At 36.7% G+C, this 25,265-nt stretch carries 24 protein-coding genes and 1 pseudogene; 24 read left to right on the top strand and 1 reads right to left on the bottom strand.

Annotated elements, in window-relative coordinates:
* The first annotated feature begins 70 nt into the window (after positions 1–70).
* The 18 genes and pseudogenes from AB8E63_RS02380 (at position 71) to AB8E63_RS02465 (ending at position 16,574) form a co-directional block, all read left to right on the top strand.
* Positions 71–1,045, top strand: coding sequence for a DUF1002 domain-containing protein (locus AB8E63_RS02380; RefSeq protein ID WP_368909765.1), 975 nt, complete (start codon positions 71–73; stop codon positions 1,043–1,045).
* 74 nt (positions 1,046–1,119) lie between these two features.
* Positions 1,120–2,475, top strand: a complete 1,356-nt coding sequence (gene rlmD, locus AB8E63_RS02385) for a 23S rRNA (uracil(1939)-C(5))-methyltransferase RlmD (protein ID WP_368909766.1) — start codon at positions 1,120–1,122, stop codon at positions 2,473–2,475.
* Positions 2,476–2,612: 137 nt separating this feature from the next.
* Positions 2,613–3,242 (top strand): TetR/AcrR family transcriptional regulator, encoded by a 630-nt coding sequence (locus tag AB8E63_RS02390; RefSeq protein WP_368909767.1) that lies wholly within the window; start codon positions 2,613–2,615, stop codon positions 3,240–3,242.
* A gap of 279 nt (positions 3,243–3,521) precedes the next feature.
* The gene (locus AB8E63_RS02395) at positions 3,522–4,262 is read left to right on the top strand and encodes a hypothetical protein (RefSeq protein ID WP_368909768.1); all 741 of its coding nucleotides are present in this window, start codon (positions 3,522–3,524) and stop codon (positions 4,260–4,262) included.
* Positions 4,263–4,397: 135 nt separating this feature from the next.
* Positions 4,398–5,135, top strand: coding sequence for an ABC transporter ATP-binding protein (locus AB8E63_RS02400; protein ID WP_368909828.1), 738 nt, complete (start codon positions 4,398–4,400; stop codon positions 5,133–5,135).
* Between the two features lie 2 nt (positions 5,136–5,137).
* A complete protein-coding gene (locus AB8E63_RS02405) occupies positions 5,138–6,820 on the top strand; it encodes an ABC transporter ATP-binding protein (protein WP_368909769.1) in 1,683 nt (560 codons plus the stop codon).
* 259 nt (positions 6,821–7,079) lie between these two features.
* The gene (locus AB8E63_RS02410) at positions 7,080–7,832 is read left to right on the top strand and encodes a lysostaphin resistance A-like protein (protein WP_368909770.1); all 753 of its coding nucleotides are present in this window, start codon (positions 7,080–7,082) and stop codon (positions 7,830–7,832) included.
* 88 nt (positions 7,833–7,920) lie between these two features.
* Positions 7,921–8,412, top strand: a complete 492-nt coding sequence (locus AB8E63_RS02415; RefSeq protein WP_287294299.1) for a nucleotidyltransferase — start codon at positions 7,921–7,923, stop codon at positions 8,410–8,412.
* A 267-nt stretch (positions 8,413–8,679) separates the two neighbouring features.
* Positions 8,680–9,486: an alpha/beta hydrolase gene (locus AB8E63_RS02420; protein ID WP_368909771.1), complete on the top strand. Its 807-nt coding sequence runs from the start codon at positions 8,680–8,682 to the stop codon at positions 9,484–9,486.
* A gap of 11 nt (positions 9,487–9,497) precedes the next feature.
* Positions 9,498–10,316 (top strand): annotated as a pseudogene (locus AB8E63_RS02425) (ADP-ribosylglycohydrolase family protein).
* Positions 10,317–10,574: 258 nt separating this feature from the next.
* Positions 10,575–11,798 (top strand): hypothetical protein, encoded by a 1,224-nt coding sequence (locus AB8E63_RS02430; protein WP_368909772.1) that lies wholly within the window; start codon positions 10,575–10,577, stop codon positions 11,796–11,798.
* A 104-nt stretch (positions 11,799–11,902) separates the two neighbouring features.
* Entirely contained in the window at positions 11,903–12,475 is a 573-nt protein-coding gene (locus AB8E63_RS02435) for a hypothetical protein (protein WP_368909773.1), read from the top strand.
* A 242-nt stretch (positions 12,476–12,717) separates the two neighbouring features.
* Positions 12,718–13,599 carry a diacylglycerol kinase family protein gene (locus AB8E63_RS02440; protein ID WP_368909774.1) on the top strand — a complete coding sequence of 294 codons (882 nt, stop codon included), beginning with the start codon at positions 12,718–12,720 and terminating at the stop codon, positions 13,597–13,599.
* A gap of 39 nt (positions 13,600–13,638) precedes the next feature.
* A complete protein-coding gene (locus AB8E63_RS02445) occupies positions 13,639–14,160 on the top strand; it encodes an RDD family protein (RefSeq protein WP_368909775.1) in 522 nt (173 codons plus the stop codon).
* 176 nt (positions 14,161–14,336) lie between these two features.
* Entirely contained in the window at positions 14,337–15,221 is an 885-nt protein-coding gene (locus tag AB8E63_RS02450; RefSeq protein WP_368909776.1) for a DUF4300 family protein, read from the top strand.
* 14 nt (positions 15,222–15,235) lie between these two features.
* Positions 15,236–15,418, top strand: a complete 183-nt coding sequence (locus AB8E63_RS02455; protein WP_368909777.1) for a hypothetical protein — start codon at positions 15,236–15,238, stop codon at positions 15,416–15,418.
* Between the two features lie 4 nt (positions 15,419–15,422).
* Positions 15,423–15,734: a hypothetical protein gene (locus tag AB8E63_RS02460; protein WP_368909778.1), complete on the top strand. Its 312-nt coding sequence runs from the start codon at positions 15,423–15,425 to the stop codon at positions 15,732–15,734.
* Positions 15,735–15,767: 33 nt separating this feature from the next.
* Positions 15,768–16,574 carry a hypothetical protein gene (locus AB8E63_RS02465; RefSeq protein WP_084857427.1) on the top strand — a complete coding sequence of 269 codons (807 nt, stop codon included), beginning with the start codon at positions 15,768–15,770 and terminating at the stop codon, positions 16,572–16,574.
* Positions 16,575–16,604: 30 nt separating this feature from the next.
* Here the strand turns inward: AB8E63_RS02465 and AB8E63_RS02470 are convergent, their stop codons facing one another.
* Entirely contained in the window at positions 16,605–17,624 is a 1,020-nt protein-coding gene (locus AB8E63_RS02470) for a hypothetical protein (RefSeq protein WP_368909779.1), read from the bottom strand.
* 249 nt (positions 17,625–17,873) lie between these two features.
* On the opposite strand from AB8E63_RS02470, the gene AB8E63_RS02475 reads away from it, so the two are divergent.
* From AB8E63_RS02475 to aguA, 6 genes are all read left to right on the top strand, one after another.
* The gene (locus AB8E63_RS02475; RefSeq protein ID WP_368909780.1) at positions 17,874–18,890 is read left to right on the top strand and encodes a hypothetical protein; all 1,017 of its coding nucleotides are present in this window, start codon (positions 17,874–17,876) and stop codon (positions 18,888–18,890) included.
* Positions 18,891–19,475: 585 nt separating this feature from the next.
* Positions 19,476–20,930, top strand: a complete 1,455-nt coding sequence (locus AB8E63_RS02480) for an aminotransferase class I/II-fold pyridoxal phosphate-dependent enzyme (protein ID WP_368909781.1) — start codon at positions 19,476–19,478, stop codon at positions 20,928–20,930.
* Complete coding sequence (gene speE / locus AB8E63_RS02485) at positions 20,931–21,791, top strand: polyamine aminopropyltransferase (RefSeq protein WP_084857435.1); 861 nt, start codon at positions 20,931–20,933, stop codon at positions 21,789–21,791.
* Complete coding sequence (locus AB8E63_RS02490; protein WP_084857437.1) at positions 21,788–23,047, top strand: saccharopine dehydrogenase family protein; 1,260 nt, start codon at positions 21,788–21,790, stop codon at positions 23,045–23,047. Before speE ends, AB8E63_RS02490 begins: the two co-directional genes overlap by 4 nt.
* Complete coding sequence (gene nspC, locus AB8E63_RS02495; RefSeq protein ID WP_084857439.1) at positions 23,047–24,174, top strand: carboxynorspermidine decarboxylase; 1,128 nt, start codon at positions 23,047–23,049, stop codon at positions 24,172–24,174. The genes AB8E63_RS02490 and nspC overlap by 1 nt, the downstream gene beginning before the upstream one ends.
* Positions 24,171–25,256: an agmatine deiminase gene (gene aguA, locus AB8E63_RS02500; RefSeq protein WP_368909784.1), complete on the top strand. Its 1,086-nt coding sequence runs from the start codon at positions 24,171–24,173 to the stop codon at positions 25,254–25,256. The genes nspC and aguA overlap by 4 nt, the downstream gene beginning before the upstream one ends.
* Positions 25,257–25,265: the final 9 nt, after the last annotated feature.

A 25,265-nucleotide genomic window follows, 5' to 3' on the forward strand; every position in this document is an offset into this window, starting at 1 on the left:
TCTAGGTGCTTTTTATAAGTTTTCTTTAAGGATACTTTAATATGCTAGAGTGGAAAAGGAGGAACGTCTCATGCGAAAGAAATTCTTTCTGACGAGTGCTGCAGTTCTTTTGGCGGTTGCAACATTGCAAAACGTTCAAGCAGCAACTGATGTTCAAAAAGTCATTGATGAAACCTATGTTCAACCTGAGTACGTCTTGGGTTCTTCACTAACAGAAGATCAAAAAAATCAAACACTAAAAAAACTAGGCTATGATGCCTCTAAAGACACTAAAGGCTTGAAGACCATGACACCCGATGTATATTCAAAGATTATGAATGTGGCCAACGATTCTAGTCTTCAGCTTTATTCATCAGCGAAAATTCAAAAATTAGGAGAAAAATCTCCACTTGAAGTCAAGATTGAAACACCAGAAAATATCACAAAAGTGACACAAGACATGTACCGTAATGCGGCTGTTACCTTGGGTGTTGAGCACGCACGTATCACCGTTGCAGCGCCAATCCCAGTTACTGGGGAAAGTGCCCTAGCTGGTATTTACTATTCCCTTGAGTCAAATGGTGTAAAATTACCTCAAGAAAATAAAGACTTGGCTCAGGAAGAGCTTAAGGCCTTGTCTGATATTAATGATGAAAACAAGGACAAATCAGGCTTCGATGCCAATAAACTAAACGTAGCCCTTGCCGATATCAAGGCTGCAGTTGCTAAGGCTAAAGAGTCCAAAGGTGAACTTACAGAAGATGATGTTCGTAAAATTGTCGAAGATACATTAAAAAATTATAAGCTAGATCAGGTTATAACAGGAAACCAGATCAATGTCATCATCAACTTTGCCTTTAATCTTTCAAAAAGTGATATTTTAAATAACGAAGACTTTACTAAGACGCTAAAAGATCTGAAACAAAGTATCGTTGCGCAAGCAGGTGACAGTTTCAGTAATATCGACCTTAACTTTGACGCCAATAAAGCTATTCAAGACGGTGGGAACATCCTCAGCTCTATTTGGCAAGCCATCCTTGATTTCTTCAAGAGTTTTGGTGCTTAGGTCAATTCATGGTATAATAGATGGTAACAGGATTGTTGCCGTCTTTTTTTGTCGGCTTATAGAAAGAGAAACATATGTTGAAGAAAAATGATATTGTAGAAGTAGAGATTGTCGATTTGACCCATGAGGGAGCAGGAGTTGCCAAGGTAGATGGCTTGGTCTTTTTTGTTGAGAACGCTTTACCAACAGAAAAAATCCTTATGCGAGTCCTTAAAGTCAACAAGAAGATTGGCTTTGGTAAAGTCGAGGAATATCTTACACATTCTCCACATCGTAATCAAGACTTAGATTTGGCTTACCTGCGTTCAGGCATTGCCGACTTGGGGCATCTAGCTTATCCAGAGCAACTCAAGTTTAAAACCAAGCAAGTAAAAGACAGTCTTTATAAGATTGCTGGAATTACGGATGTAGAGGTTTCAGATACTCTTGGCATGGAAAATCCTGTCAAGTATCGTAACAAGGCTCAGGTTCCTGTTCGTCGCGTTAATGGTGTCCTAGAGACTGGTTTCTTCCGTAAGAATTCTCATGATCTGATGCCTCTAGAAGATTTTTATATCCAAGATCCAGTTATTGACCAAGTTATCCTTGAATTACGTGATTTACTCCGTCGTTATGACTTAAAACCCTATGATGAAAAGGAACAGTCTGGCTTGATTCGTAACCTCGTTGTACGTCGTGGCCATCATTCAGGTCAAATCATGGTCATTTTGGTCACTACTCGTCCTAAAATTTTCCGAGTTGAACAGTTGATTGAACAAGTCATCAAGCAGTTCCCAGAGATTGTGTCTGTCATGCAAAATATTAATGACCAGAATAGCAATGCTATTTTTGGTAAAGAATGGCGGGTTCTCTATGGTCAAGATTACATTATGGACCAAATGTTGGGGAATAGCTTCCAAATTTCTGGGCCAGCCTTTTACCAGGTCAATACAGAAATGGCAGAGAAGCTTTATCAGACAGCTATTGATTTTGCGGAGTTAAGAGAAGAGGATGTGGTGATCGACGCCTACTCAGGAATCGGGACTATTGGATTATCTGTGGCTAAGCATGTTAAGGAAGTTTATGGTGTCGAAGTCATCCCCGAAGCAGTTGAAAATAGCCAGAAGAATGCAGAATTGAACTGTATCACCAATGCCCACTATGTTTGTAACACAGCTGAAAATGCCATGAAAAGTTGGCTCAAGGAAGGCATCCAACCAACTGCCATCCTGGTTGACCCACCACGCAAGGGCTTGACTGAAAGCTTTATCAAAGCAAGTGCCCAAACAGGAGCTAACCGTATCGCCTATATCTCCTGTAACGTCGCCACCATGGCGCGTGATATCAAACTATATCAAGAGCTGGGATACGATTTGAAGAAAGTCCAGCCGGTGGATCTTTTTCCGCAAACGCATCATGTTGAGTGTGTATCTTTGCTGGTAAAAGCGTAAAAACCTTGTAACAAAAGGGAATATGAAAAGCCTTGATTTTAAGGCTTTTTTGCATTTTCCAATGAAGAACTTGACATTATTAGTTACTTCCACTACAATAGAATTACATACCGTTGGTATGATAGAAAGGGACTAAAATGGCAAGGAATAGAAACTCACATGAAACTAGAAAAAAAATACTAGAGGTCTCAAAAAATTTATTTTTAGAAAAAGGATTTGATAATACGTCAATACAAGATATCATAGATGGCTTAGGTGGATTAACAAAAGGTGTTATCTATCATCATTTTGAGTCTAAATATGATATACTTCAAACAATCATTAGCGAAAATAATCAAGAAATTTTAAATTATAATTGGAGAGGAAATACTGGATTAGAAAAGATACAAAATTCTTTGATGGACTCTTTCTCTAATTTTGAACACCAAAGGCTCGTATACTCTGCCTCAATCATGCTAAGAAGTCCACGTTTGTTAGGGGAACAGTATCTAGGTCTATTTTCTGATTTTTTACCCGAAATTAGAGAAAAAGTTTACGAAGGAGTTGAAGATGGGTCTATTAAAACAGAATATCCAGAAGAGCTAGCAGATTTAATTGTTTTGACTCTAAATATTTGGATTGGTTTTCAAATTTCCGTTTTTTCATTAGTCGAATTAAAGCGTAAAATGAAATTTATTAAACTTACTTTTGAAGGTCTAGGGGTACAGTTAATTTCTGATGAAATGATGGAGGTGATTTTCAACTTATTTGATCACTTAAAAAAATAGTAAATAAGTAGTCGCATGACATTCATGTTAATACTAATTTCTATTTATGTGTTATCAATTCAATAAATTATCTTACATAATTAATAGTTAAAAAATAACATACTTATAAGTGTGTTATTAAAAATCTATTATACATACCGAAGGTATGTTTGTTTTTTAGTATATACATACCGACAGTATGTATAGTGCCATTGTCTGAAAAATAAGCTTATTTTTAAATATTTGTTGAGATTAGTTTGAATAGTTTATTCTTTATTTACACTTTGGAGGAAATAATCTATGTTGTCGCTTATTAAAATTGAATTAAATAAAGTTTCTAAATCTAAATTATTTTTAGCCTGGTTGTGTACTATATTTATAGTGTTAGGTATTACAGCAATCATTATTATGGGTTTAGGTACTGACAATAAACTAGGAGAATTTACTGGACAGGATTCTAATGTTATCAGAATTACTGGTAAATGGGAAGGTTGGGCAATTGTAGCTTCATTGTTTTCATCTTTATTTACAAAAGCAGCATTTTTGATTTTCGAATCTTATTTATTATCTACGATTATTATTGATGAATTTAAACGAAGAACAATTTTTCAGTTGTTTTCTTACCCTATTTCTAAAATAAAGTTACTTTGGGGAAAAATTCTTTCAGTCATTCTAATAGCATTTATTGCCCATTTTTCTGCACATTTAGTGATTCAATTTTTCATTAGATTCATGGCTGTTGTCACTGAATCTAGTTATATCCCTGTTGCTAATCAATTAATTAACTTAGCTGGAGTTACGTTTGGAACAGTACTAATAGGATTACTACCATTTTTTTTAGGTATGATTAAGCATTCAACAGCTATAACAATGCTTACAGGACTTGGTTTAGCAGCATTACTTTCGAATATAAGTCCAGGAAGTTTATCTAATAATATTGCTGATAACTTATTCTTTTTGATATTTGCAAGTTTCATAAGTTTAATGATTACTTCATTTTCAATTTTTAATATTTCAAGACAAGATATTAGTATCAAGTAGCATACCTAAGTTTAATTGAAGGAAAGTGATAATTCCTTAATGATTTCTATAAAAAAAGAGACTGTATAAATTAGTATTTATGCTCTGGGAGAAAAATTCTTGCATTTAAAACTAGATATAGAAAGAGAGATAGAAATGAGAAATATTGTTGAAATAAAAGAAGTTTTTAAAACAATTGATAAAGAAGAAATTTTAAGTGGTATCAACCTTCAAATTGCTGAAGGAGAAATCTATGGTTTTTTAGGACCGAATGGTGCTGGAAAAACAACGTTAATGAAATGTATGTTATCCTTATCAACAATTACATCAGGTAGTATTGAAATTTTTGGGAAAAATCTACAAGAACACAGAGAAGAAATATTAAGTCAGATTGGAAGTATTATTGAATCACCAATTTTTTATGATAATTACACTGCAAAAGAAATTTTGGAAATTCACGCTCAGTATATGGGGAAAAATATTATTGAATCAGATATAATAAGAGCCTTAAGAATGGTCGGATTAAAGAATACGACTAAAAAAGTAAAAGATTTTTCGTTAGGAATGAGGCAAAGGCTTGGTTTAGCTCGTGCCTTTCTAACAAAACCTAAATTGTTAATTTTAGATGAGCCAATCAATGGTTTAGATCCAATAGGAATTCAAGAAATTCGAAATCTTTTGTTGTCGCTTTCTAAGGAGCATGGAATTACAATACTAATATCGAGTCATATATTATCGGAAATTTCACAGATAGCAGATAAAATTGGTTTTATCAAAAATGGAGAAATTGTAGAACAGGTCTCTATGAAAGAGATTAGGAGAGAGAATATTAACTTAGATGAATATTTTATGTCTCATTTTCTAAATGAAATTAAGAATTATGAGGTAGATTAAGGATGAAACAATTGATAAAGAATCATCAGAAGGCTTTTTATGCTTTCATGATATTTAATATACTGGTCCCTTTAACTAATATTGCTTTTGCTTATTCTATTAAAGGTATTATTGATAGTGGTATGTCTCAAAATGAAGATACCTTAACTCAAGCGGTACTAGTAGGAGCTAGTGTTATTTTCATATATGCAGGGCTCAACTTTATATCTCTTCGATTGAAAAATAAACTTGTTAGGCAAATCATGTCAAGATACAAAAATAAGGTGTTCCAATCTATTTTAGATAGGGATTATAGAGACTTTTCTAAAGAAAAATCAGGGAAATTTATTTCTGTATTAACCGAAAATATGAAGAAAATTGAGCAAGATTATCTACACCAGTATTTTAATATTTCAAAAAACCTTTCCTTAATGATTTTTTCGCTCCTAGCTATGTTTATAGGTAATTGGTATTTGACCTTATTGGTTATCATTGCTAGCATTATTCCAATGATGATTTCTGGATTCATTGGACAAAAATCAGCTTATCTTCAAAAGAGTGCCATGATTGCCGATCAGAAGTATTTAGCTAAGGTTAAAGATATTTTAGCAGGGTTTCTAGTTATAAAAAGTTTTAATGTGAAAGAGGCTATCCGTCAATATTACAGAAATGAAAGCGAAAAATTGGATGAGATATATTTTATGAAAGGAATATTTGATGTCTTAGCTAATGTTATTTCGCAGCTTTCGGGGATGATTGTTTTTTTAGTAGCCTTTGGTGGAGGAATGTATCTTGTTTTTAATGGCTATACCACAATTGGAAGTGTAACAGCTATTGTTCAACTGGTCAATTTTGTAGTAATGCCACTAAATGAAGTTGGTATGGGAATGAGTAAATTCCGTGAAGGTCAGGCAACACTAGATGCATTTGAGGTAAAAGATGTAATCGAACTTCAAACTGGTAAAACGAAAAAATATTTCGATGATGTTATTTCTTTTTCAAATATAGACTTTTCTTACCCTAATGCTGAAGAAAAAATTTTTAATCATTTATCTTTGAAGATTCAAAAAGGTGAAAAAATTGCAATTGTAGGAATGTCAGGGAGTGGAAAATCAACTTTGCTCAATCTATTGCTGCGTTTTTATGATGTAACAAGTGGACATATTTCAATTGATAATCAAGATATACAAGCTATTTCAGCAGAGAGTCTTTATAACTTGATGACGATTGTTCAGCAAGACGTTTATATTTTTGATGATACTTTAAGAGCGAATATTACTCTTAATCAATTCTTCACTGATGAGGAAATAAAGCAAGCTGTACAGCAGTCAGGTCTAGAAAGTTATGTTTTAGAAAATGAATCTGGTCTACAAACTTTATGTGGAGAGAATGGATCAAATTTATCTGGCGGACAAAAACAAAGAGTTAGTATTGCGCGTGCCTTGATTCGAAAAACACCAATCTTATTATTGGATGAGGCTACTTCATCTTTGGATAATCAAGTAACTACTGAAATTGAAAGTTCAATCTTGGATATTCAAAATTTGACTGCACTCGTAGTAACCCACAAGTTGAATGAAAACATTTTGAAAAGATACGATAGAATTCTCTTTATGAAAGCAGGCGTCATTGTTGAAGATGGTTCTTTTTGTGACTTGATGGATAGGAGAGGTGAGTTTTATAAGTTGTTTGAGTTGAGTGCGTAATTCTCTTTCGTTTTATAGTATAATTTTATAAAGCACTCTATCCCTTTCATTCTATAATATAGAAGTTTGCTAGCACCACGCCGAGTGTGTAGCTTTGCTCGTAAAAGCCTAGAAAGCTTGGTATGAATCAATAATGAAAAGCCTTGATTGTAAGGCTTTTTTTGCATTTTTGTGATAGAATATAGGTAGTTATAATCGAGAGCAACTAAGAAGCAGTAAAAATATTATTCATAAAAATAATCAAGATAAGGGCGATAAAATGACAGAAATTGATAAAAGGAATTTAAAAAATTATCTTTGTTTTACATTTGGAATTACTTATATAGCTTGGGGGATTCTTGCCATCTTTACGCAATCTCATATTTTGGGATTAGAAACAATTATAGGAAGAACATTACATATAGTAGGTGCACTTGGACCAGCTATTGCAAGTGGCTTTTATTTGAAAAGGAATAATATAAAATTTAAACATTTTTTATTTAATAAGAAAGAAAATAGTAGTATCTATTTCATTATTCATATGTTAGCAATTTCGATCCTATTTTCTGTATCTTCCTTAGAATTAAACAGAGTATCAATTTATCTGATGCCACTATTCTTTATTCAATTAATTTTTTTTGGTGGTGGACATGAAGAATTAGGATGGAGAGGAATATTACAACCATTACTTGATAAAAAATATACTTATTGGCAATCTAATTTGATTGTAGGTTCAATCTGGGGAATTTGGCATCTGCCTTTATGGTTTATAGTTGGAGAAAGTCATCAAGGATTTCCTTTTATTTTATTTTTTATATATACATTATTTTTAAGTTTTGTTTTAGGGCTTCTTTATCGTCAAACGAAATCTGTGGGATACTGTATATTATTTCATGCGTTCGCAAATTTGTTAAATCTCTATTTTGTGTTGAAGATTAATCTTACTTTTATTATCATTTTTATTGCTTATTTGATTTATACGATATTGGCTAGTAATAGAATTAGTAAGGAAAAGAGTTTGTATCCAAAATAACTGGATATACTCTAGAAAATGAAGATGATTTTGTTCAAGGTAATAAAGTAGAAATAACGAACATTTAGATGAAAGGTTTAGAGTAAACATGAGTCTCTTATTTGAAGAATTTAAAACTATTTGTTTCCATTTAAATCGAGTCGGAATTACACCGACACTGATGGGGTCTTTGGGATTGGAGTTTAGAACGAAAGAAAATTGGGGGCCGTCTGACATTGACATTCATGTGCCTGGTGACCCTAGAGGTTGGGAAGCACCTGATCATCTCAGAATTTATGACTGGGACAAGATAATGAAAGTGATGAAAGAATTAGGCTACGTCTTAATAGATATTCATGAGCATGAATTCCAAAAGGATAGAGTGAGTGTTGAATTTGGAAGTATCGATTCCTTACTAGATTTTGCAGGAGTTTCGGAATCAGATATAGAGCTTATTCACATTGAAGGCATCACTTTTCGTCTTCCAAGTCTGGAGCAGTATCTAAGTATTTACAAAGCTTCTTCTCAAGACTCCTATCGAAATGATCACAATAACAATAAGGATTTTAAGAAGATCGAGTGGCTGGAAAGACATTTATAAATTATCATATAAAAAGTAGTAAGTTGTAAGACTAGCCACTATGTTATTTTTATTGCTTATTTAATTTATACAATATTGGCGAGTAATAGAATTAGTAAGGAAACAACATTTTAAAATTTTGATTAGGATATCCATTATTGAAAGTAACGTGTGGTCATTCTAGATAATCAATGTTAGAGACCTTTTATTTGATGAGTCATCACTACTTGTTCAAACTGATTGAACAAGTATTTATCTAGTGAAAGTCCTTTAGTAAGGAGTTTAAATATGAAATTCCATGAATTTGGTGATAAGAATTTGCCTTCTATCTTGCTGATACACAGCGGTGGCAGTTCTTGGTGGAATTATCTTCGTCAAGCACGGATCTTGTCGGAGGAGTATCGTGTCATTCTACCCACCTTGAATGGCCACGGCGAAGAATATCAACTTGATTATGTTTCTACTGAAGATTCTGCTTTTGAGATTCTAGACTATATCAAAGCAAACTGTGGTGGGAAATTGTTTGCAATCGGTGGTGTTTCACTTGGTGGTCAAATTGCTATGGAGCTTTTGTCCTTAGATAGCAATATAGCTGAGAAGGCCATCATAGACGGAAGCCTCTGTATTCCTCAACCAGGGTTAGCTAAAATCAGCATCTTTCTAGTATCTCTATTTGGTAAACTGATGTTCAGTAAATTCTCTTGCAAACTCCAATTAAGCATGATGGACAGACTCTATCCTAAACTGGCTTATCCAGAGGAAATAAAAGCTTATTATTTGGAGGATCTGCCAAGGACGCCTATCAAAACATTAGTGACTATTTACAAAACCTATATGGAGCGTTACAAGCTGAAGGACACGATTTCTGCTAGTAAGGCGCAGGTTCTGTATATCTACGGTGAAAAAGAATTGAACTGTGTGAAAGCATCGGCAAAATTATTTCAACAAATACATCAAAACACGATCTTGTATGAAGCTAAGGGCTATAACCACGGCTATTTATCAGCTTACCTGCCTCAAGAGTGGATTAATTTGGTAGTGCCATTTTTAAAGAGCGATTCATTGGAAATGTGTAATGAATCTGATATATCATAAGGAGGAATCTGATGCTAGGAGCAATTGTGGGAGATATTGTTGGTTCTGTTTATGAATGGGACAATATTAAAACGAAAGACTTTCCATTATTTAGGGATGACTGTTTTTTCACAGATGACACTGTCATGACCTGCGCCGTTGCAGAAGCAATTATGAACGGCGGACAGAAGAATGACTTTATTGATGCCATGAAGAAATATGGTTGGATGTATCCTGATTCTGATTATGGTGCTAGATTTAACCGGTGGCTGATGACCGACAACCGTGAGCCTTACAATAGTTTTGGGAATGGGTCTGCGATGCGCGTTTCTCCGTGCGCTTGGGTGATGGATGCCACAACAGACGAGTTGCCGTCCGATGGGAAACGTCTGGCACAACTTTCTGCAGAGGTGACGCATAACCATCCAGAAGGAATCAAAGGAGCGATGGCTACAGCGGATGCGATTTTTATATGCCGTTATTTCCTTGACGGTGATGGTAGCGATAACCCTGCGGAAATCAAAAGATGTGTTAAGGAACATATCGAGAAAGAGTATGGATATGACCTTTCTTAAACGTTAGATGAAATTCGTCCTACGTATCGATTCAATGAAACGTGTCAGGATACCGTTCCTCAAGCTATCGTTGCCTTTCTAGAAAGTACAGATTTTGAAGATGCGATTCGAAATGCGATTTCTCTTGGTGGAGACAGCGATACTCTTGCTGCAATCACAGGAAGTATCGCCGAGGCAGCTTATGGAATTCCTCAGTGGATCAAAGACAAGGCCTTTAGCTATCTAGATGAGCCTTTGAAAGAGGTGCTTAGACGATGGGAAAAGGAAGTTGGCTGAATTTATAGAAATAAGGCTATCGCTTGGCAATATTTAAATACCAAAGAAGGCAATACAATCGGCTGCCTTCAATCTCAGAAAAATAACTTAACATGTGCGAAGTTGATGGCGTGACCAATGTGCACTTTGAAACGGGTGGAACCTGTGGATATATTTCCGATAACTGAGCATGTTGAGGCGTGTGCTCTTCTCGTTAGGACAGATTTCTGTGATGATTTGATTTTGACAAAAACTGATTTAATAAAGTAGGTGATTTTAATGACTCGTTCACCAGAGAAATTTATTCTCGAAATGAAAGAAATAAATTCTAATATTGAGATCCTTGGAACGTATACCAAGGCCGTCGAGCGAGTCCAAGTCAAATGCAAGACTTGTGGAAAGATATGGAATCCGTTAGCATATAGTTTGCTCCAAGGAAAAGGGTGCCCATCATGTTCTGCAAAGAAAGGCGCAATAAATAATAGTGGAAAAACGGGATTAAAAACAACAGAGCGGTTCATAGAAGACTTAAAAGTTGTTGACGATTCTATAGAGGTACATGGTGAATATATTAATGGACATACAAATATAAAACTACACTGTTCACGATGTGGAAATGATTGGGAAGCAAAACCGTATTCGATTCTTGCTGGGCATGGATGCCCAAGGTGTGCAAAAAGCGGAACCAGCTTTATGGAACAAGCTATTCTACTATGTTTCCAAAGTGTACTTGGACCAGATAAGGTTCTTTCTAGAGATAAAAAGACAATAGGAATGGAACTTGATATCTTTATCCCTTCGCTGAAATTCGCAATTGAACCAGGTAACTGGTGGCTCCATAAGAAATCAATACAAAGAGATAAGCAAAAACGGGTTTTGTGCTCTGAAAAAGGAATCAGGCTTATCACAATTTATGATAAATTCCCTAAGGGACAGACAGCACCTTTTGAGAATGATGTGTATACATTTGCAGAATATTTAAATATTGCGAATCACTCAATTATCAGAAGTCTTATACAAAAATTATTTAGTGAAGTCGGATTGAATGAAAAGATTGATGACGAAGAGTGGGAGCAGATTGAAAAAAATGCATACTCTAATGCAAAAGCAATGACACAAGATATTTTTGCGAGAAGGATGTCTGTTGTGAATCCGTCAATTGCAATTCTGGGCACTTATCAGAATGCAAATAGAAGGTTATTGGTGCGTTGTAAGCAATGTGGATTTGAATGGGATGCTGTTCCGGCAAACTTACTTTCCGGAGATAGTTGCAGAAAGTGTGGAACTAAATTAGCGCATGTAAGTTTTGTAAATAACCAGGAAGAATTTGAACAAAAGATTGCTATTGTTAATCCTAATGTAGAAATTATCGGTAATTACACAGGGAGACATTCGCCAGTAAAGGCTAGATGCAGAATCTGCGGTTATGAGTGGGAGCCGATTGCGTCTAGTTTGCTTCGAGGAAGCAGTCATAAAGGCAGCAGATCATTGCATAAAATTTAAACATAACAAAGAGAAAAAAATATGAAGTTAAGCAACCTTATTTGACAATCGTTAAAGAGGTATGCCTATTTACATTAACGTAATAATGTTGAGGAGGGTTATCGATGGTTATATTAGAATTGTACCAAAACAATTATTCAAAGGATTTAGTCGTATTTGAGACTATAGGAGAAGGGAAAGAATTTGTAGCCAAAATACCTGGATATACTCTAGAAAATGAAGATGGTTTTGAAGTAGAGTATGTTAATCCTAAACATTTGCCGGATTATATGGAAATTGTCTTCAATGGAAATATTGTTCCTTTATCTAGACTTTCGTTTAATCCTGAGGAAAATGTTGAGATCGTTTGGAAAGAAATTTCGAATCTATCGGTTAAAAACGATAAAGTGATTGAAGGAACTACAAAAATCGACGCGTATGTCGTGAATAACGATGAAGTGAGAGCCTATGTCGAAACCAGAGAATCTAACTTCCGCAAGGCAAAAGCATTCTTAGAAAGCAAAGGATATGAAGTGGATAGAAGCTTTTTCGGAAGTGAAGACGGCGAAGCGATTCTCTACAGAAAGAAAGGCACCGAAGATTGGCACTTCTTGTGTCATTTAGACCCGCTGTTTGTTGAGATTGAAGATGTCGAAGAATATGTGAAAGAATCGATGGAAGAGTTTTTGTATAGTTAAACTTATGAATTCTTCACAAAAAACCAATCGAAAGAAAATATCGGTTGGTTTTTTAATGCTCATCTTGTAAACTTGCTAAATAAACTAGAATCAAGTACAATGAGTTTAGATAGTTCTATATGTATAGTTTTTAACTCAATATAAAACTACCTATCTAATACGATATCAAATAAGTGAATGAGAAACAAAAAGGTTTTTTAATTGATCTATATTGTTTTTAAAATCCTTAAGGAGAATTATAAATGAAAAAAATTATGGTAATCATCAATCCAACCTCTGGTGGCGAAAAAGCCTTGGATTATAAGGTAAAACTGGAGAATAAAGCTAGAGATTTCTTTGAAGATGTGGAGATTAAAATTACGGAGAAAGCGCAAGATGCCACAAACTTTGCAGCAGAAGCTTCTCAGGAGCGATATGATGCTGTTCTTGTTTTTGGTGGAGATGGGACTGTCAATGAAGTAATCTCTGGTATAGCGGAAAAAGACTACATTCCTAAACTAGCGATTATCCCAGGAGGAACTGGAAATCTCATTACGAAACTATTAGAAATTAATCAAGATATTGATGGTGCCATTGACGAACTCGATTTTAATTCTACGAATAAGATTGATATCGGAAAATCAAATGGGCACTATTTCGGATACATTTTTAGTATTGGTTCACTACCAGAAGCGATTCACAATGTTGGGATAGAAGATAAAACGAAGTTTGGCATGTTTTCCTATGCGATTAATACCATGAAGTCTGTTGTTACAGATCAAGCATTTAACATTACTGTTGAGACTGAAAAAGGAAATTACATCGGCCCTGCCAGCCATGTCTTGGTTCTCCTTACAAATTATTTCGCTGACAAAAAAATCTTTGATGAAGACAAGGATGGTTATGCCAATATTTTGATTTTAAAAGATGCCTCAATCCTTACTAAATTGTCAGTTATCCCTGATTTATTAAAAGGGGATGTCGTCGTGAATGAGAATATCGAGTATATAAAAGCTCGTCACATAAAAATCTCTTCAGATACTGAATTGGAAACGGATGTTGACGGTGATAAGTCTGATGACCTACCAGTAGAAATCAAGGTATTAGGGCAGCATATCGAAGTCTATTCTCAACCGAAAGAATAAAAATTTTGAAAAGAATAGTAGATAATAAAGGAGGCGACGATGACGAAGATTTTAGCAATTAATTCTATTTCGTTTAAAAAAAGAATGATTGAATTACTATTTGATTATCTTTTCATTCTAGCTTATTTAGCACTTCTGTTTTTAGGTTCTATGCTTTTTTACATTATTATTTTTAATGGTATCCCAGAGTTTACAGAAATTCAGTCACAGTGTCTTGTATTTTTTACCTCTGTTTTGCCAGTCACTCTACTTTTTACATTCTTAGATTATAAAAAAAATGGGAGTTTTGGGAAGGCGAAAGCAGGACTTCAATTGGTTTACAAGAAAAAAACATTGCAAGCTAGCTTGATTAGAAACACTATTAAATTTTTACCTTGGCAAATAGGTCATATGGGCACGATACATGGTTTCTATAGTGAGTTTGATTTCTTATCTATTATCCTCTCGTGTTTAGCTACTCTCCTCGCAGTTGCCTTACTAGCAATGATGGTTTTCAGGAAAGATAAGCGACATTTAGGTGACCTTATAGCTCATACACAGGTACAGCTAAAAGGTGATTAAAATTAAATATTTCATAGATATTTCAATTATTAGGGAGCGTGCTTTGTGCCAGCTTCCTTTTTAATGATTTAAAATCTACTTTACTTAGCAAAATGCTTGGACTAAAAATAAAATTGAACTATAATATAAGAGAAGCTAATCGACCTAAAAAATCTTAGTTAAAAAGGAAACATTTTATGAAAGTAACTAAAAAAATTAGATTAATGAGCTGCTGTGGTTTAGCTATCTTTACTTTAGCTGCCTGTGGTACAAACCAAAACCAATCTACGGAAAAACAGAATAGTTCAACTACTAAGGTTGTTAGCTCAGGTAAAGAAAGCTACAAAGGAACCTATAGCAATCTCAATAGCAAGGAAAGTGCAGATGAAGTTCGAAAAGCCTTGGCTACACATTTGGATAAAGATAGTGTCGATGCATTTTTCAATCTTGTCAACGATTATAACAATACTGTTGGTTCAGTAGGCTTAACTGGAGATTTTTCTACCTTCACCAAAACAGACTATGATGTGGAAAAAATTACCGATCTTTGGACTCCCAAAAAAGGTGATTTCGTAGGTACAAACTGTCGTATTAACAGTTATTGTTTATTAAAAAATTCCATCGAAATTCCTAAGTTAAAGAAAGATGATTCCCTCTTGTTCGTCGATAATGATGCCATTGACAAAGGTAAGGTCTTTGCTACAGAAGACAAGGATGCTTTTGATATTTTATTCTCAAGAGTCAAGACTGAAGCAACGACAGATGTCAAGGTTCATGCTGCAAAGATGGAAAAATTCCTTTCTCAGTTCAAGTTTAACGAAAATGCTCGAATGCTCTCCGTAGTCGTTCATGATGACTTGGATGGTCAATCTCTCTTTATCGGTCATGTCGGTATTCTTGTACCAAGCGAGGATGGCTATCTCTTTGTTGAAAAGTTAACCTTTGAGGAGCCTTATCAAGCCATCAAATTTGCGACCAAGGAAGATTGTTACAAATATCTAGATACAAAATACGAAAACTATACAGGAGAAGGTCTAGCTAAACCATTTATTATGGATAATGATAAGTGGGTTCAAATCTAAAGGAAGTGATTATTATGGATACTTTGCTGGGACTGGTCGTTTTATTCTTGATAGGAACATGGGCTACTACGACAATCAAGGGTACTCAGTACAAACCAAAAAAGAATGAAAAATTTATTGGTTATATCAATCGATACGATGAAGATGGAGAACCCTACCAAGCTGAGATTTGGGAAGTCAGTGAAGATGAGGAGTAGACATATGGAATTACATGATTTTACAGAACAAGAACAAGAAATGATTAAAAAGGGATTAACTTTTTCTAAACTTAGCGATAAGGAAACAGCCGATAAGATAATCGCTCTAATTCCTCAAGAGATGATTAAGCGTATCCCGTTTTTTGTTAGAAGACATGCCATTACACGTACTGTCAAGAGAATTACACTTGAGTATCCAGAATTATACGCCGTTGCTGAACAAGAAGGCCAACTTCCTGAAAAGGAAGCTCAAGACTTACGACAAATTCTTACAGATATTTTCAAAGAAAAAATGAATAAGCATAAGATTAAATAAGCTTTGAGATTTAATAAGATATAGGAGTTGAGTATGGCTATTGATGGCGTTAAAATCATTGACAGTGATCTAGGTTATGACATTTACAATGAAGTAGTCGGTCGCTATAGAGACGGTGAACAGGTGACGAACATTATAAAGGATATCCTCGATGAGGAGAAAGATTACTGTCAAACAGACTTTTTTACAGAAATTTATTGGACTGCTCTTGCCTACTCACTGTGGAAGATTGGTTACCTGACAGACGATATCAGAGATAAAACCTTGGTGCTTATCAAAAAAGGGGCTGATCCATTTTGGTTGGAAATAGACTCAAAGGCTTTGAAACAAAGGCAAAAGGTCTTGGATAAACTTGCTATCCAGTTGCAAACTGAAAACCCTAGACCTCTAAAGGTTCCTAAAGCAAAAGCTAAACGCAAACCTTACTTTGAAGAAGGAGATATCCTTGCTGTAAAGTTCGAAGATGAGTATGGTCTTGTCTTTGTATCTATGGTTGAGCAGAGTCCTAGAAAGCTTGAGTACCATCTGGCTTGCACGCGCCTCTTACAAACAAAAAAGCCCACCATCGATGATTTTTTGACCAGTCAAATCTCCTGTAAGATGGACAATACAAAGTTTGCTCTCGTTACAGATTGCTGGTTCAATCACAAAGATTTAGGCCAATTATTAGATAATATTGAAAAAATTGGACAGGTGAAACTTAGACCTTTTAGTCTTTGGATGCTATCACCTGCCCAAAATTTAGAAGATATTTATGAAGAAATCACTAGAGATAAAGGTTCCTCTGGCCTTAGATTCATCGAAACCTATAAACTTGTCGACGATATTTTTCCAGTTTAATGCTTATGTGATAAAGGGGTTAATGGTTAATCATTCCCATTGACTGTGTTGGGCTCTGACACCATAACTATCAATCGAACCATCTGAATTGAACTTGGATTCAATACGGTATCTTTTCCAGAGGTCGTAATCTGCTGTTTGAATGGTTAGGATAAAGTTGTTATCCTTATCAGAGACGTTATAATCAGCTGGATTGACTTCAAAGATATCGATTAATTTTCGTGTTTGAAAGTCTTGGAGCTTGAGATTTGCTAGCTTGACATGATTGATGGAAATTTCTTCTAGTTTATTGTTATCCTTAGGTGTTCTGTAATAGGTAATGATGCAGTTTTTGAGCTGATCAGTATCTTTACCTATGGGAGTAAGGCTCATAAAGCCAAAGGACTGGTTATCCCGCTTGACTTCGAGAAGCTGACCGTAGTAGAAGTGGTCGTTTTTGGGATTGGTGATGGAGCTCTCTGCACCTTTATCTTCAAAGGTATAGCCTTGGTCTAAAAGCTCGGAAGCCTTGGTCTCCCCGATAATGACAGTGGTATCTTGAATGGTTACTGGAACAGGTTGAGCAGGAAGACCACTCATCATGATGCAAAACATAAATACATAACTCGTTAAAAAAGCTGTCCCGATAAAAGCGTTGGTTGATGCATAGACATGACTGTTTTGAAAGTTTTTTCTTATAGCCAGTACAACAAATTTGCCAATACTTTTTAAAACCATACTAACAATTACGATAAAAAATTGTTTTTTCAAACATTCATAAATGGCTTGAGGAAAGCTATTACCATGATAGTAGAAGACAGCCAATACGAATAGATTTACGATTAAATAGATTAGCAAGAACCAATGAATCTCTTTAAGGGCATTAGCATCAGTGATTTCTTCATAGTCAACGTGAATTCTTCCTTGAACAGCATGGCCAAGTTTATAAATCCATTTGGGAATGTCTTTGCCTTTTTTAACCGCAACTACAAGTCTGATATAGAGATAGATAGTAAAGCACAAGGATAGAAAGAAAAGAGCATAAAATCCTAAAACAATAGTGGTGAGCATGACTACTTCCCCCGTTTTTCAATTGCTAGAGAACAATTTCTTAGCTCCATTATAGCATTTTCTAGGGAAATAGAGCTAGAAATATCAGCAGTTTCCTTAAAGATAAAAAGAGGAGAATCATTGCCATTTAAGCTTTACCGATTGTACTGATAGAAGGCGGCCCCTTTTTCTTAATGATTTTATTGATTGGTAATTGGATATTAAAGAGAAAGATAAGATTTGAGAGAGAACATAAAGGAGTAGAGAGCCATGGGTAGAACGGTGATTATAGGTACTTTAATTGCTTTTACAATTTTTAATCTGCTACTCGGTCTGGGTTTTTATCTCTTTCTAAAAAAGAGGAAAGAGAATGGGCAGTCATTGTATGAAACTCCTATAAATCAACAAACTCGAACAGAAAAACTGGGTCTAGGAGAGATTTTGGTCTACCTGTCCCTGATTGCAATCGCAGGGCTCTTTGCTTTTCAGACCTTAAATAGAGGCGGTGTGGGGAATTCTATTTTAGCCAAAATGATCCTTCTGCCTGCTCTAATGGCTCTTTTCAATGCAAGAAAAAGGACTGGAAAGTCATTACTTGCCCTCCTTATAACCTTGATGGTATTTCTAGTAGGAGTCATGTTTCATCTCACGATTGGTTTTCCACCTCAAACACCGATTTTGAAAATTAATGAAAGTAAAATCACTTTAGCAGAAACAAAAGCAAGTAATCTGATGGAAGCTGGATTTGATATCTATGTAAGACAAGGTGATGGTGCTAGCGACTACGAAGACCTCCTGGTAGATGGAAGTTTCCAAAAGTATTCAGGAGATAAATCAGTCACTATCGAAAAAGGCTTCAGACTTGATAGCAATGCTGTTCCCTACGCTCCATATCTAATAGCAAAAAATGGTATAGTGCTGGGCAGTATTTCTTTTTACGGTGCTGAGGACCAGGATGTGGCTTTAGAAGATTCTAAAGTTATTCAGGTTCGATTTAATAAGAACAGTATTGAAGCAGCTAAGAAACATTCTATCACTTTGAAATTGGATGAACTCGACTTGACTAGTCGACTGGACCTTCCACTTGTTCAAGAAACTTTCAAAAAGCATCTATGGTCAATCCCCCCATCAAATACAAGTGATGTCACTCAATTGTGGTATGGATTACAGTGGTCAAGTAACAGTGACTCTCTATTTTGGAATGAGTATTATAGTCTTATCCGTCTAGATGAAAATTATTTGATGACTGATTTTGAACTAGCTGTCAAAGTTGCGCGTGATGAGTAAGTACGATTTTGAATAGTTGAATTTGCTTATGACTATCTATAGGAATTAATTTATTTAGTTCCTTTTTTTGTTTTTGATTTAAATGTAAAACGATTTCTATTTTGAAATTAAATAAATTTTACGAACAAAACATAAATTTTTTACAAAAAAGTACTTTACAAGCTAGTCAAAACATGTTATAGTAATGAAGCTTAGAAAATGAGATGATGTTTTCTAGCAAATATAAACCCGAGTAAAAAATGCCTACGGACAGGCAGGGTTGAATGCCGAAGCGTGGTTGAAAAGCCACATTATTGATAGGGTTAAAAGCCTACTTTTATAAGTTGATGTTAGGACACTTGTCCTAATTCGTATAGATTTGTTAGTGTGGTGAAAGCACACGTCATCTTGTGAAACGATCAATAAAGTACGTAATATTTGCTACTAGAGAGTTAGGAAACATCAGGAACAGACATACTCAAAAGAAACAAACATAAACACGTCAGTAGATTGTAGAGCAGGTGCCAACCTGCTCTTTTTTCATAAGTATCCTTTAGAACCTTGCATAAGGTGAAAATAACTATGATAAAGGAGTATGTCTCTAAAATGTTAAATCAAAACCAAGCTCCTATTTATGAGGGACTGGTCAAGTTACGAAAAAAAAGAATTGTACCTTTCGATGTACCAGGTCATAAGCGTGGCCGCGGGAATCCGGAATTAGTGGAACTTTTAGGGGAAAAATGCGTTGGTATTGATGTCAATTCTATGAAGCCCTTGGACAATCTAGGACATCCTATTTCGATTATTAGAGAAGCGGAAGAGCTAGCGGCAGAAGCTTTTGGTGCTGCTCATGCCTTTTTGATGATTGGTGGGACAACTTCATCCGTGCAGACCATGATTCTTTCTACCTGTAAATCAGGTGATAAAATCATCCTTCCTCGAAATGTCCATAAATCAGCTATTAATGCACTCGTTTTATGCGGTGCTATTCCTATCTATATCGAGATGAGTGTTGATCCAAAAATCGGTATTGCTTTGGGGCTTGAAAATGAGCGTGTGACGCGAGCTATTAAGGACCATCCGGACGCCAAGGCTATCCTAATAAACAATCCAACCTATTATGGGATTTGTTCAGATCTTAAGGGATTAACAGAGATGGCTCACGCCGCAGGAATGAAAGTCTTAGTAGATGAGGCGCACGGTGCTCATCTGCACTTTACAGATAAACTTCCTCTGTCTGCTATGGACGCAGGAGCAGATATGTCAGCTGTATCCATGCATAAGTCCGGTGGCAGCTTGACTCAAAGCTCGCTCCTTCTCGTTGGCAATCAGATGAATCCTGAGTACGTACGCCAGATTATTAATCTGACACAGTCAACATCAGCATCCTACTTGCTAATGGCTAGTCTAGATGTTTCTCGTAGAAACCTAGCCCTTCGTGGTAAGGAGTCCTTTGAGAAAGTTATTGAGCTATCTGAGTACGCACGTCGTGAAATCAATGCCATCGGTGGCTACTATGCCTATTCAAAAGAACTAGTAGATGGTGTCTCAGTTTGTGATTTTGATGTAACCAAGCTGTCAGTTTACACTCAGGGGATTGGTCTAACAGGTATTGAGGTTTATGACCTCTTACGAGATGAATATGACATTCAGATCGAGTTTGGTGATATCGGGAATATCTTGGCCTACATTTCAATTGGTGACCGTATCCAAGACATTGAACGCTTGGTCGGTGCTTTAGCTGATATCAAGAGACTATACTCACGAGATGGGAAGGACTTAATTGCTGGAGAATATATCCAGCCTGAGTTGGTACTATCTCCTCAGGAAGCCTTCTATGCAGAGAGAAGAAGCTTAACATTAGACGAGTCCGTTGGCCAGGTCTGTGGGGAATTTGTCATGTGCTATCCTCCAGGAATTCCAATCCTAGCGCCAGGTGAACGGATTACACGAGAAATTGTCGATTATATTCAATTCGCCAAAGAACGTGGTTGTTCCCTCCAAGGTACTGAAGATCCAGAGGTCAATCATATCAATGTTATTGAAAGAAAGGAGAACTAGATGGATTTATGGTTTTCTGAAGTTCATACTCCAGATGTCAAGTTAACAATGAGAACAGCCAAACAGCTTTATTCTGGTCAAAGTGAATGGCAGGATATCGAGGTTCTAGACACCCCAGCTTTTGGGAAAGTGTTAATTTTAAATGGGCATGTCTTATTCTCAGATGCAGATGACTTTGTATACAATGAAATGACAGTTCACGTTCCTATGGCTGTCCATCCTAATCCAAAGAAAGTTTTGGTTATTGGGGGTGGTGACGGTGGTGTTGCCCAGGTTTTGACACTATATCCTGAATTGGAACAAATCGATATTGTAGAACCAGATGAGATGCTGGTTGAGGTTTGTCGAGAATACTTCCCTGATTTTGCTGCAGGACTTGATGACCCTCGTGTCACCATTTACTACCAAAATGGACTGAGATTTTTGAGAAACTGTGAAGATGATTATGACATCATCATCAACGATGCGACAGATCCATTTGGCCATACGGAAGGGCTCTTTACCAAGGAATTTTACGGCAATAGCTATAGAGCTTTGAAAGAAGACGGTATCATGATCTACCAGCATGGTAGTCCTTTCTTTGACGAAGATGAGTCAGCTTGCCGAAGTATGCACCGCAAGGTCAATCAAGCCTTTCCAATCAGCCGAGTTTATCAGGCACATATCCCAACTAGTCCTGCGGGCTATTGGTTGTTTGGATTTGCATCGAAAAAATATCACCCTGTCAAAGATTTTGACAAGGAAGGCTGGAAAAAACGCCAGTTATTTACGGAATATTACACTGCAAACTTACATGTGGGGGCCTTTATGTTGCCTAAGTATGTAGAAGACATTTTAGAAGAAGAGGAAGGAAAAAAATGAGTCGTTTATTAGTTATTGGATGTGGGGGAGTTGCCCAAGTTGCTATTTCAAAGATTTGCCAAGATAGCGAAACTTTTAAAGAAATTATGATTGCTAGCCGTACCAAGTCAAAATGCGATGATTTGAAGGCTAAATTAGAAGGCAAAACAAATACTAAGATTGAGACAGCTGCTCTTGATGCTGACAAGGTAGAAGAAGTGATTGCCTTGATCGAAAGCTACAAACCAGAAGCTGTTTTGAACGTAGCTTTGCCTTATCAAGACTTGACTATTATGGATGCTTGTTTGGCAACAGGTGTCCACTATATCGATACTGCCAACTATGAGGCCGAGGATACAGAAGACCCTGAATGGCGTGCTATTTATGAGAAACGTTGCAAAGAACTTGGTTTTACAGCTTACTTTGACTACTCATGGCAGTGGGCTTATCAAGAAAAATTCAAGGAAGCAGGCTTGACCGCTCTTCTGGGTTCTGGTTTTGACCCAGGTGTAACCAGTGTCTTTTCAGCTTATGCACTCAAACATTACTTTGACGAAATCCACTATATCGATATTTTAGACTGTAATGGTGGTGACCACGGTTATCCATTTGCGACAAACTTTAACCCAGAAATCAATCTACGTGAGGTTTCTGCACCAGGTTCTTACTGGGAAGATGGAAAATGGGTAGAAGTCGAAGCCATGTCTATCAAACGTGAGTATAATTTCCCTCAAGTTGGTCAAAAAGACATGTATCTCCTCCACCATGAAGAAATCGAATCATTAGCAAAGAACATTCCAGGTGTTAAACGAATTCGCTTCTTTATGACTTTTGGTCAATCTTATTTAACTCACATGAAATGCTTGGAAAACGTTGGTCTCCTTCGTACAGATGCTATTAATTTTAACGGACAAGAAATCGTACCAATCCAATTCTTGAAAGCCTTGCTTCCAGATCCTGCCAGCCTTGGCCCACGTACTGTTGGTAAAACAAATATCGGATGTATCTTTACAGGTATCAAAGATGGCGTTGAAAAGACCATCTACATCTACAATGTTTGCGACCATCAGGAGTGCTATGCAGAGGTTGGTTCACAAGCCATTTCTTACACAACAGGTGTTCCTGCCATGATTGGGACAAAATTAGTGATGGATGGTACATGGAAACAACCAGGAGTTTATAACCTTGAAGAGTTGGATCCAGACCCATTCATGGAAGCTTTAAATAAATACGGTTTGCCATGGGTTGTGGTTGAAAATCCAGAAATGGTGGACTAATGAAGTTAGAACAAGTACCAACGCCAGCTTATGTCATAGATTTAGCAAAACTAGAAGAAAATTGTAGCATTCTGCAAGAGGTTCAGGAAAAGGCAGGTTGTAAGGTTTTGCTAGCTCAAAAGGCTTATTCTCTCTATAAAACCTATCCTTTGATTAGCCAGTATCTATCAGGTACGACAGCTAGTGGACTCTATGAAGCGAAGTTAGCTAGAGAAGAGTTTCCGGGGGAAGTCCATGTATTTGCGCCTGCTTTCAAGGAATCAGATATGGAAGAGCTACTGCAAATATCTGATCATATTGATTTTAACTCAGAGAGACAACTTCGAAAGTATGGTCAACGTTGTCGTGAGGCTGGTATCAGTGTGGGTCTTCGCATCAATCCTCAATGTTCAACGCAGGGTGACCACGCGCTTTATGACCCCTGTGCTCCCGGCTCTCGTTTTGGAGTAACTTTGGATAAGATACCAAGTGATCTATTGGATTTGGTTGACGGACTTCATTTTCATACCCTCTGTGAGCAAGGGGCAGATGATTTACAAACGACTTTGAAAGCAGTTGAAGACCAGTTTGGTGCCTATTTGCACCAAGTTAAATGGCTCAATATGGGCGGTGGACACCACATCACAAGAGAAGATTACGATGTGGACTTACTGATTACTGAGATTAAACGTATTCGAGAAACTTATAACCTTGATGTCTATGTCGAACCAGGTGAAGCCATTGCCCTTAACGCGGGCTATCTAGCGACAGAAGTCTTGGACATTGTTGAAAATGGAATTGAGACCTTGGTGTTAGATGCTTCAGCAAGCTGCCATATGCCAGATGTTCTTGAGATGCCTTATCGTCCCCCATTGAGAGATGGATTTGAAGCGCAAGAAAAACCTTATACTTATAGACTCTCTTCAAATACTTGCCTGACAGGGGATATCATTGGGGATTACAGCTTTGAAAAACCGATTGAAATTGGCGATCGCCTCTATTTTGAAGACATGGCTATTTACTCATTTGTCAAAAATAATACCTTTAACGGCATTGGGCTTCCAAGTTTGTATCTCATGGATAAAGAGGGTGAGTGCAGTCTAGTCAAAGCCTTTGGTTATCAAGACTTTAAGGAGAGATTATCATGATGGACAGCCCAAAGAAATTAGGCTATCGTATGCCTGCAGAGTATGAAACTCATCATGGAACTCTCATGATATGGCCGACTCGACCCGGATCTTGGCCTTTTCAAGGAAAGGCTGCAAAAAAGGCATTTAGCCAGATTATCAAAACCATTGCCCAAGGGGAAACAGTCTACCTTTTAGTGGACCAGGATTATCTATCTGAAGCGCAATCCTATCTAGGAGACAAGGTTGTTTATTTAGATATTCCGACAAATGATGCCTGGGCGCGTGATACTGGTCCAACTATTCTCCTCAATGATCAAAGGGAAAAGTTGGCGGTAGATTGGTCTTTCAATGCCTGGGGTGGTGCTGTTGACGGTCTTTATCAAGACTATGAAGCAGATGACCAAGTAGCCAGTCGCTTTGCAAAAGTATTAGAGATACCTGTTTATGATGCCAAACATTTTGTACTGGAAGGTGGAGCTATTCATAGTGACGGTCAAGGAACGATACTTGTGACTGAAAGTTGTTTACTCAGTTCGGGTCGTAATCCTCACCTGACTAAAGAGCAGATTGAAAAGACCTTACTAGAGAGCCTTGGGGCCGAAAAAGTCATTTGGTTGCCTTACGGTATTTATCAAGACGAAACAAATGAACACGTCGACAATGTTGCAGCCTTTGTTGGTCCTGCAGAGCTTGTTTTAGCTTGGACAGACGACCAAGACGATCCTCAGTATGCCATGTCTGCAGCAGATCTAGCTCTTTTAGAGAAGGAAACCGATGCAAAAGGCCGGAGTTTCACTATTCATAAACTTCCAATCCCAGCTATTCATCAAGTAGTTTCAGAGGAGGATTTGCCGGGCTATGCTTATGAAGAAGGCGAAGAGGAGCGTTATGCAGGTGAAAGACTAGCAGCTTCCTATGTGAATTTTTATATCGCCAACAAATCTGTCTTGGTGCCACAATTTCAGGATGTAAACGATCAAGTGGCCTTGGATATTCTCAGCCAGTGTTTCCCAGACCGTGAAGTTGTCGGTATTCCTGCAAGAGATATTCTATTAGGTGGTGGAAATATCCACTGTATTACCCAACAAATTCCAGAATAGGAGAAAAAG

The sequence above is a fragment of the Streptococcus sp. oral taxon 061 genome, from assembly GCF_964211575.1.
GTDB lineage: Bacteria > Bacillota > Bacilli > Lactobacillales > Streptococcaceae > Streptococcus.

What these genes read in the sequence shown, in the direction of transcription:
- AB8E63_RS02435 (WP_368909773.1), top strand. Translation starts at nt 11,903, where the DNA reads ATGGTTATATTAGAATTGTACCAAAACAATTATTCAAAGGATTTAGTC.
- AB8E63_RS02460 (WP_368909778.1), top strand. Translation starts at nt 15,423, where the DNA reads ATGGAATTACATGATTTTACAGAACAAGAACAAGAAATGATTAAAAAG.
- rlmD (WP_368909766.1), top strand. Translation starts at nt 1,120, where the DNA reads ATGTTGAAGAAAAATGATATTGTAGAAGTAGAGATTGTCGATTTGACC.
- AB8E63_RS02445 (WP_368909775.1), top strand. Translation starts at nt 13,639, where the DNA reads ATGACGAAGATTTTAGCAATTAATTCTATTTCGTTTAAAAAAAGAATG.
- AB8E63_RS02415 (WP_287294299.1), top strand. Translation starts at nt 7,921, where the DNA reads ATGAGTCTCTTATTTGAAGAATTTAAAACTATTTGTTTCCATTTAAAT.
- AB8E63_RS02440 (WP_368909774.1), top strand. Translation starts at nt 12,718, where the DNA reads ATGAAAAAAATTATGGTAATCATCAATCCAACCTCTGGTGGCGAAAAA.
- AB8E63_RS02390 (WP_368909767.1), top strand. Translation starts at nt 2,613, where the DNA reads ATGGCAAGGAATAGAAACTCACATGAAACTAGAAAAAAAATACTAGAG.
- AB8E63_RS02490 (WP_084857437.1), top strand. Translation starts at nt 21,788, where the DNA reads ATGAGTCGTTTATTAGTTATTGGATGTGGGGGAGTTGCCCAAGTTGCT.
- AB8E63_RS02470 (WP_368909779.1), bottom strand. Translation starts at nt 17,624, where the DNA reads ATGCTCACCACTATTGTTTTAGGATTTTATGCTCTTTTCTTTCTATCC.
- AB8E63_RS02410 (WP_368909770.1), top strand. Translation starts at nt 7,080, where the DNA reads ATGACAGAAATTGATAAAAGGAATTTAAAAAATTATCTTTGTTTTACA.
- AB8E63_RS02450 (WP_368909776.1), top strand. Translation starts at nt 14,337, where the DNA reads ATGAAAGTAACTAAAAAAATTAGATTAATGAGCTGCTGTGGTTTAGCT.
- nspC (WP_084857439.1), top strand. Translation starts at nt 23,047, where the DNA reads ATGAAGTTAGAACAAGTACCAACGCCAGCTTATGTCATAGATTTAGCA.
- AB8E63_RS02380 (WP_368909765.1), top strand. Translation starts at nt 71, where the DNA reads ATGCGAAAGAAATTCTTTCTGACGAGTGCTGCAGTTCTTTTGGCGGTT.
- speE (WP_084857435.1), top strand. Translation starts at nt 20,931, where the DNA reads ATGGATTTATGGTTTTCTGAAGTTCATACTCCAGATGTCAAGTTAACA.
- AB8E63_RS02405 (WP_368909769.1), top strand. Translation starts at nt 5,138, where the DNA reads ATGAAACAATTGATAAAGAATCATCAGAAGGCTTTTTATGCTTTCATG.
- AB8E63_RS02400 (WP_368909828.1), top strand. Translation starts at nt 4,398, where the DNA reads ATGAGAAATATTGTTGAAATAAAAGAAGTTTTTAAAACAATTGATAAA.
- AB8E63_RS02455 (WP_368909777.1), top strand. Translation starts at nt 15,236, where the DNA reads ATGGATACTTTGCTGGGACTGGTCGTTTTATTCTTGATAGGAACATGG.
- AB8E63_RS02465 (WP_084857427.1), top strand. Translation starts at nt 15,768, where the DNA reads ATGGCTATTGATGGCGTTAAAATCATTGACAGTGATCTAGGTTATGAC.
- AB8E63_RS02420 (WP_368909771.1), top strand. Translation starts at nt 8,680, where the DNA reads ATGAAATTCCATGAATTTGGTGATAAGAATTTGCCTTCTATCTTGCTG.
- aguA (WP_368909784.1), top strand. Translation starts at nt 24,171, where the DNA reads ATGATGGACAGCCCAAAGAAATTAGGCTATCGTATGCCTGCAGAGTAT.
- AB8E63_RS02475 (WP_368909780.1), top strand. Translation starts at nt 17,874, where the DNA reads ATGGGTAGAACGGTGATTATAGGTACTTTAATTGCTTTTACAATTTTT.
- AB8E63_RS02430 (WP_368909772.1), top strand. Translation starts at nt 10,575, where the DNA reads ATGACTCGTTCACCAGAGAAATTTATTCTCGAAATGAAAGAAATAAAT.
- AB8E63_RS02480 (WP_368909781.1), top strand. Translation starts at nt 19,476, where the DNA reads ATGTTAAATCAAAACCAAGCTCCTATTTATGAGGGACTGGTCAAGTTA.
- AB8E63_RS02395 (WP_368909768.1), top strand. Translation starts at nt 3,522, where the DNA reads ATGTTGTCGCTTATTAAAATTGAATTAAATAAAGTTTCTAAATCTAAA.